Annotated in this window: 7 protein-coding genes; 1 reads left to right on the top strand and 6 read right to left on the bottom strand. The window is 54.4% G+C overall.

The annotated features are described in order from the left end of the window. Positions 1–71: 71 nt before the first annotated feature. The 6 genes from A8O25_RS21540 to A8O25_RS21560 form a co-directional block, all read right to left on the bottom strand. Positions 72–1,097, bottom strand: a complete 1,026-nt coding sequence (locus A8O25_RS21540) for a bifunctional heptose 7-phosphate kinase/heptose 1-phosphate adenyltransferase (protein ID WP_066839615.1) — start codon at positions 1,095–1,097, stop codon at positions 72–74. Between the two features lie 113 nt (positions 1,098–1,210). After that, entirely contained in the window at positions 1,211–2,419 is a 1,209-nt protein-coding gene (locus tag A8O25_RS21545; RefSeq protein WP_066839616.1) for a pyridoxal phosphate-dependent aminotransferase, read from the bottom strand. 256 nt (positions 2,420–2,675) lie between these two features. Beyond that, the gene (locus A8O25_RS21550) at positions 2,676–4,241 is read right to left on the bottom strand and encodes a glycosyltransferase family 2 protein (RefSeq protein ID WP_206598732.1); all 1,566 of its coding nucleotides are present in this window, start codon (positions 4,239–4,241) and stop codon (positions 2,676–2,678) included. A gap of 2 nt (positions 4,242–4,243) precedes the next feature. Beyond that, a complete protein-coding gene (locus tag A8O25_RS24165; protein WP_206598733.1) occupies positions 4,244–4,591 on the bottom strand; it encodes a glycosyltransferase family 2 protein in 348 nt (115 codons plus the stop codon). 187 nt (positions 4,592–4,778) lie between these two features. Continuing rightward, positions 4,779–5,387, bottom strand: a complete 609-nt coding sequence (recR, locus tag A8O25_RS21555; protein ID WP_066839617.1) for a recombination mediator RecR — start codon at positions 5,385–5,387, stop codon at positions 4,779–4,781. Positions 5,388–5,402: 15 nt separating this feature from the next. Then, complete coding sequence (locus A8O25_RS21560; RefSeq protein ID WP_066839618.1) at positions 5,403–5,684, bottom strand: ATP-dependent Clp protease adaptor ClpS; 282 nt, start codon at positions 5,682–5,684, stop codon at positions 5,403–5,405. 198 nt (positions 5,685–5,882) lie between these two features. Between A8O25_RS21560 and A8O25_RS21565 the strand changes: the two genes are divergently transcribed. Beyond that, entirely contained in the window at positions 5,883–8,039 is a 2,157-nt protein-coding gene (locus A8O25_RS21565; protein ID WP_066839620.1) for a S9 family peptidase, read from the top strand. Positions 8,040–8,214: the final 175 nt, after the last annotated feature.

The raw sequence follows: 8,214 nt of genomic DNA on the forward strand, positions 1-8,214 counted from the left end.
TGGCCTGTTTTCTGAAAAACAGGCCAAAAACGGCTTTTGGTTTAATTCTCTACTTCTTTGCACAAGGGGCACTAAAACACTAACCCAGCCAATTCGCGCTGTAGCACCTGAGATTTTTGGGCCTCCTCCAGCAGTTGGTTTCTGTCTACCGGCACCACGCCCACGTGTTCACAGACCAGACCGCCCCCCAGGTTCGCCAGTTCGGCCAGGGCTGGTAACGGTAAGCCCAGCGCCAGGCTCAAGGCGGCAATGCTCACCACGGTGTCTCCCGCGCCAGACACGTCTGAGATGGCTCTGATGTGGGCATCCAGGTAGGTTTTCTCCCCGTTCTTAGACTGGCAGTAAACCCCGCGCTCAGAGAGCGTCACCAACACGTTCTCTACCTGCATCTGCGCCTGCAGCTGTTGCACCGCCTCTTCAAATGCCTCCAGGTTGGCCTCTGCAAAGTCTACCTTCAGCCCCTCCTTCAGTTCTTTGAGATTGGGTTTGAAAAGGGTGCTGCCCACGTAAGACAGGAAATTCTTTTTCTTTGGGTCTACCACGGTGGGTACGCCTTTTTTCTTGGTCAGCTGAAGCAATTCCTGAATGACGGGGGTACTTAACACGCCTTTGTCATAATCTTCAAAGATGACCACATCTGCCTTCTCCAGCAGCTGCGAAAAGCGCTGCACCAGTGCCCGCCGCTCAAACTCGGTCAAATCAGTTTCCACCTCAGAGTCAATGCGCAGGAGCTGCTGGCCCCCTGAGATGATGCGTTGCTTCACCGTAGTAGGCCGCTCCGGGCTGAGCACAATGCCTTCTTCGGTCTGGCCCTGCTCTAAGAGCAATCTTACCAGGGCCGCCCCTTCCAGATCATCGCCCACCACTGAGCAGAGCATAGGCGTGGCGCCCAGGCTTTGCACGTTCAGCGCCACGTTGGCGGCCCCGCCTAACCGCTGCTCCACTTTCAGCCGGTTTACAATGGGCACCGGCGCCTCCGGCGACAAGCGGGAAGACTTTCCCCAGAGATAGGCATCAATCATCACGTCACCCACCACCAGCACATGCAACCGGCGGAAGCGCTCAAACAAGGTGGCAACAGTCTGCTGAATAGACATTCAGTAAGGGCTTTAAAGTAGAAATAAGACATCAGGCCATACTTCTGTGAAGAAGCGAAGCCCAATGTCTTATCAGAAATTGACAGGCAAAAGTAAGAAACTTTCGCCTCTTGTTATGAAAGTTTCGCCAGGCTGGCTTTGATTCGGCCCAGGGCTTCGGTCAGTTTGGCATCTGAGGCGGCAAAGGAGAACCTGATACACTCTGGCGCCCCAAACGCGCCGCCTTCTACCAATGACACGTGCGCATCATTGAGCAGGTACATGGCCAGATCATTGGCATTCTCAATCACCCGTCCCTCCACAGATTTACCGAAGAAGGCGCTCACATCCGGGAAAATGTAGAACGCCCCCTGCGGCACATAGGTCTTGATGCCCGGGATTTCGTTCATCAGGCTCAGCACCAGGTCACGGCGGCGCAGGTAAGAGGCACTCATTTCTTCGGCCGAGCCTTTTCCTCCCTCTAAAGCGCCCTGGGCGGCTTTCTGGGCAATGGAGCAGGTGCCGCTGGTGATCTGGCTCTGCATTTTGTCACAGGCGCTGGCAATCTCTTTGCTGGCGGCAATGTACCCTACGCGCCAGCCGGTCATGGCATAGCCTTTGGAGAAGCCGTTCACGGTGACCACGCGGTCTTTGATGGCCTCAAACCGGGCCAGGCTGTAGTGCTCCCCGGTGAAGTTGATGTACTCATAGATTTCATCTGCAATCACATGAATCTGCGGGTGCTTCTCCAGAATACGGGCAAACGCCTCCAACTCCTCTTTGGTGAAGACAGAGCCGGTTGGGTTACAGGGCGAAGAGTACATCACCAGTTTGGTATTGGGCGTAATGGCGGCTTCAAATTGCTCTGGCGTCACCTTAAAGTCGTTCTCCAGGGGGCCGCGCACCTGCACGGGAATGCCTTCGGCCAGTTTCACTACTTCTTCATAGCTCACCCAGTAAGGGGAGAAGATGATCACCTCATCGCCAGGATTTACCAGGCACATCACCGCGTTGGCGATAGACTGCTTGGCCCCGGTAGAAACCACTATGTTCTCAATGCCATACTCCAGGCCGTTGTCACGCTTCAGCTTCTCTACTATGGCCTTGCGCAGCTCCGGATAGCCGGGCACGGGGGTATAAAAGGTGTAGCCGTCATCAATGGCTTTCTTGGCGGCGTCTTTGATGTATTGCGGGGTCTGGAAATCAGGCTCCCCAAAGCTTAGGTTTATCACATCTACGCCGCTGGCCGCCAGTTCGCGGGCTTTTTTGGCCATGGCAATGGTCTGTGACTCAGCCAAAGAGGTAATACGGTCAGATAAGGTAGGTTTTTGGGTAGTAATCATGCCTTTGCAAGTAGTAAGATGTGGCTCAAAATTAGGAGCTTTTATTCTTTTAACATTAATTTTACTGAAAATTAATTAATTCATCAGGCTTTCTATTGAATCACTGAAAATTTTAAGCCCAAAAGCCTGAAAACTTCTACAAATCAACCTGAATCAGCTATAAGGCAGGGCGGTTTCTGTTTTACGCCTGTTTTTCCAAAAGTAAGCCAAAAACAGAAGAATGTGGCAAACTTTTCCCCGGCACTGGCGGGAAGGGTTATTGCGTGGCAGGCCGTTTGTCTAACTGGCGCAGATTCTTGAGCACAATGGCCAGATCTGAAAAAGCGGTATATTCCTTGGCGTACACCACCTCCACCTGACGGGCCGCCGAGGAGCTGATTCTCTCTGCCGTAATTCTGTCAACGGGAGAAAACACGGCGGGTTTGGTCTCAGACGTGGCAGTAGCCTTGAGCCCCACCCACTGGTACAAGCCCACCAGGCTGGCGAACGCATTCTTGTAAAACTGTTTAGGGCTTTTCAGGCGCCAGATGAGCAACGGTGACAGCACCAGCAGCAGGCCTCCCATCAAGGTGTTCAAAATGGCTTTGTTGCGCCGGTGGTACGGGTTGAGCAGGTTTACCTCAATGTGCAGCGCATAATAATCACCGCGGGTGTTTTTAGACGAGCTCCCAATAATGTAGGCGCTGTTCTCCGGCAGTATCTTGAACTCAACGGCACTGTTATGGATCTGCACCATCCACTCAATGATCTGTGACACGGCCAGATCTTTTCCGCAGAAAATCAGCTCATTGATTTTGTAGATATCAATCACCTCCTTGATCTGCCTGAGGTCTGCCGCAGAATGCTGCGGGGCCAGCTGTGTCACCGGCTCCTGGGCCCCCGCCTGCCGTAGCAGCTGCGCAGCCCTTTTTACCTCCTTGGCGCTCCCAATTACCGCAATGCGTTTGGCTTTGGCCTCTCCAAAACGCCAGTGCCCGTACTGTTTGTAATGCCACAGCAGGCGCCAGAGCGTCATGCCTGCCAAGCCAATAAGCACGGCCGCCAGCAGGTGCTTCTTGTTTGTCTCCCCTATGAGGCTCACCACGCTGGAAAAAGCCATGAGCAATATACTGCCCCACAGCATGCCCCGCACCAGCCGGTACAGACTTGGCGGGGAATCATACGCGCCACTGAAAAACGCCGCCCCCAGCCATAGCCCAAAATAGACCAACCAGGTAGGTGATACTTCTAACGGAAGCGGAGCAGGCACCAGCCTGGCACCCAACCAGGCGCCTACCACCAGGCAGAGGCCGTCCAGGAGAACGGGCAGAAGCCAGGCCAGGCCCCTGCTCACAATGGCCAGCAGCGCCCGCAGGTAGATAGCCAGCCTGATCAAAAACGTGTAAAGCCTGCCCTGCCGCCCGCTAAAGTGCTTCTCGGCAAAGATCATCATGGCCCGGTAGAACATGAACACGTAGTTCACACTTGTTTTGCGGGTGCTTTCGCCTTTGTAGTGAATGATGCGCGTCTCCGGGAAATAATACACGCCATAGCCACCTTCTTTGATCCGGTAGGAAAGGTCTATGTCTTCGCCGTACATGAAGAACGTCTCATCCAGCAGCCCCACCTTCTGCAGCGCCTCAGCGCGCATAAACATGAACGCCCCGGCCAGGATATCAATCTGGCTCACCTCATCCTGCGGCAGATGCCCCAGATGGTACCGGTTGAACAGCGAAGATTTGGGAAACAGGGCGGCCAGGCCGAAAACTTTACAGAACGCCACCCACGGCGTGGGCAGGCCGCGTTTTGACTCAGGCAGGAACTGGCCTGTCCCGTCCATCATCTTTACACCCAGGGCCCGGCGCCGGGCCGCTCTTCCATGAACTGGAAACATTTGCGAAACGTGTCTTCCTCCACCACGGTGTCTGGGTTCAGGAGCAGCACGTACTTGCCCTGGGCCTGCCGCATGGCCTGGTTGTTGGCCTTGGAGAACCCCAGGTTCTCCTTGTTGGCCAGCAGGAGTACCTCAGGGAACCGCCGCTGCACCATCTCCACAGATCCGTCTACTGAATTGTTGTCCACCACAAAAACCTCCACCTCCAGCCCTTGCACGGCTTTTCTCACTGACAGCAGACACTGCTCCAGGAAATAGCTCACGTTGTAGTTGACAATGATGACAGAAAGGTCTTTCAAGCAGATGGGCGGTTCTTAAGCGGATTCTCGCTTTATGGAAGATACTTTAAGGCAAAAACAAATTTAGGACACATTTATGGCCTTTCTTCAACAAAGAGGAATAAAAATAGAAAAGCAGGAACCAAAGTTCCTGCTTTTCTGCCGTTTTTGGCCTGTTTTCAGAAAAACAGGCCAAAAACGCAAACCATTAGCCTTGGGCGTAGGCGGTTCTGTCCTGTATGCTTCGGCCCAGGGTGATCTCATCTGTGTATTCCAGCTCCCCGCCCACCGGCACGCCCCGGGCGATGCTGGAGATACGCAGGGGCATATCCCTGAGCTTGCGGGTAAGGTAGAAGGCCGTGGTGTCGCCTTCCATGGTAGGGCTAAGCGCTAAGATGATCTCTTTCACCTCAGAACCGGGCAACCGCTCCACCAGTGACTGAATGTGCAGGTCTGAGGGGCCAATGCCTTCCAGCGGAGAGATCACGCCGCCCAGCACGTGGTACACGCCTTTGTATTGGGCAGTGTTCTCAATGGCAATCACGTCCCGCATGTCACTCACCACGCACAGAAGGGTACGGTCGCGCAACGGGTTGGCACAGATGCCGCAGACCTCAGAGTCTGAGATGTTATGGCAGGTTTTACAGTACCTCACGCCTGTGCGCATGCGCACCAGGGCCTCTGAGAGCTGCTTGGTATCTTCGGTTTCGGCTTTGAGCAGGTGCAGGGCCAGGCGCAGGGCGGTTTTCTTGCCCACCCCCGGCAGCTTTGCCAGCTCTTCTACCGCATTCTCAATCAGTTTTGAAGGAAAATTCATCCAGTTGGGTCAGGGTTATACGATATCTGCTGAGATACCCCTGTCATGAATGGCGGTGCACATGCTCTGCAGCTCAGGGAACGCGCCCAGTTTCACGGTACATTTCCCTTTGTAATGGATCAACATGGTGCATTGCTCCGCCTGCTCCTGCGTATGGCGGCATACCTGTACCAGCGTGTTAATCACGTGTTCAAACGTATTCACGTCATCATTGTACACCACCAGCTCGCGCATCTCGGTGGTGTCTTCCAATAACATTACGTCTTCCTGCTCCAGTATTTCAGTTAAGATGTCCATACCACAAAATTAAGCAATTTCAACGAGTTTTAGAAGCGCCTCCCGCAGAGGTATCAGCAAAAGTAAAACAGTAGAAATATGTCAGTTGTTCCTGAAAAAGCGTTAGTTTGGAGTTATTTTTGAGGGAAACGGCAGCAGCAGACAGCAGCTTTCCCGCACGGCAGCTGCCCTTTCACATGTACTACACAACCAAACCAAATGCTACACCATCGTTTTACATTACTGGTCTTTCTCTGGCTTTCTTCCGCCTTAGCGGTTCCTGTTCTGGCCCAGCAAAAACAGCTGACCGTTGAAGACGCTTTCCTGAACCCCGGCCTCTCCCCTGCCAACCTGCGCCAGCTCACCTGGGTGCCCGGCACCAATGACTACAGCTACGTGAGCAGCAAAGGGGACCAGTTGCTGCGCGGCGGTGTTCGGGCGGAGGCCACGGCCGTTGTCACCACTGACCAACTGAGCGCTGCGCTGGAAAAAGCCGGCGGCGCCAAAGCCAACAACCTCAATGGCCTGCAGTGGCTCAATGCACAGGAACTCCTGATCACCCAGAAAGGGCAGGTGTACCGCTACCACGTGCAGAACAAATCGGCGCAGCCATTTTATAAACTAGGTGCTAGCGCTGAAAACGTAGACTTCTCCCCTAACAAGCAGCGGGTAGCCTATACCAAGGGCAACAACCTGTTTCTCTCCCAGGCGGGCAGTGAGGACAAGCAGGTGACGCAAGAGCAGAACACTGAGATAGTCAACGGGCAGGCCGCCCACCGCTCTGAATTTGGCATTACCAAAGGCACCTTCTGGAGCCCCAGCGGCAACAGCCTGGCCTTTTACCGCATGGACCAGACCATGGTCACAGATTACCCGCTGGTAGACATTGATCCGCTTCCGGCTAAACTGAACAGCATCAAATACCCTATGGCGGGCGGCAAGAGCCACCATGTCACGGTGGGGGTGTACCATGTGGCTTCGGGCAAAACCATTTTCCTGAAAACCGGGGAGCCTGCTGAGCAGTACCTGACCAATGTGACCTGGAGCCCAAACGAGAAGCATCTTTATGTGGCGGTGGTGAACCGGGCACAGAATCATCTATGGCTGAACCAGTATGACGCCACCACCGGCGCTTTTGTGAAAACACTGTTTGAGGAGCAGAATGACAAGTGGGTGGAGCCGGAGCACGGGCTGTATTTTGTACCCGGTAAACCAGATCAGTTTGTCTGGATCAGTGAGCGCGACGGCTATGACCACCTCTACCTCTACAACACCAACGGCCAACTGGTCAGGCAGCTCACCAAAGGCGAATGGGTGGTGAAAGAGCTGGTAGGCTTCAACCCCAACGGGCGCGAAGCCTATTTTACCTCTACCGCAGAAAGCCCGCTGGAGCGCCACTTCTACGCCGTAGAACTGGCCACCGGCCGCACCGGCCGAATGACCCAAGGCAGCGGCGTGCATAACGTGAACCTCAGCCCCACCGGCCAATTTTTCATAGACAACTACAGCAGCCCCGTTACGCCCCGCACCATCCGGATTCTGGACACCGATGTAGCCAAGGTAGCCAAGACCCTGCTGGTGGCCAAGAACCCGCTGCAGGAGTACCAGTTGGGCGAAACTACCATCTTCCCCATCAAAGCCGAAGACGGCACTGACCTGTACTGCCGCATGATTACCCCGCCCAACTTTGACGAGAAGAAAAAGTACCCGGTGGTAGTGTACGTGTACGGTGGTCCGCACCTGCAGATGATCAACAGCAGCTGGCTGGGCGGCTCCAATCTCTGGATGCAGATGATGGCCCAGAAAGGCTACATTGTCTTCTCCCTGGACAACCGCGGCTCCGCCGATAGAGGCCGCGCCTTTGAGCAAGCCATCTTCCGCCAGGCCGGCACCGCCGAAGTTGCCGACCAGATGAAAGGCGTGAAATATTTAAAAGGGCTTCCGTACGTTGATGCCAACCGCATAGGCGTACACGGCTGGAGCTATGGGGGCTTTATGACTACTTCACTCATGCTCAAGCAGCTGGGCGTCTTTAAAGTGGGTATTGCCGGGGGCCCCGTGATAGATTGGCGCTACTATGAGATCATGTACACCGAGCGGTACATGGACACCCCGCAGGAGAACCCCGAAGGCTACGAAAAGGCCAACCTCCTCAACCACGTGAAAAACCTGCAGGGCAAACTGCTCATGATTCATGGCACCGTAGATGACGTGGTGGTGTGGCAGCACAGTCTGGCGTTCCTGAAAAAAGCGGTAGACGAAGGCGTTCTGCTGGACTATTTTGTCTACCCTGGCCACCCGCACAACGTGATTGGGAAAGACCGGGCGCACCTGTATAAAAAAGTGACCCAGTACTTTGACGAGCACTTGAAGTAAGGACATTTAGTGCCTGTTTTGCAGAAAACAGGCACTAAACAGGAAGGGCTGACTTTGCGAAAAGTCAGCCCTTTTTCATGCCACTTGGCAAATACCACCATCATGGGTTTGACTGGCGCAAGCCTCCGCTTGTGTCCGCACGCATTCAAGATCAACAATGCGTGCGGACACAAGC

The sequence above is a fragment of the Rufibacter ruber genome, assembly GCF_001647275.1.
Lineage (GTDB): Bacteria > Bacteroidota > Bacteroidia > Cytophagales > Hymenobacteraceae > Nibribacter > Nibribacter ruber_C.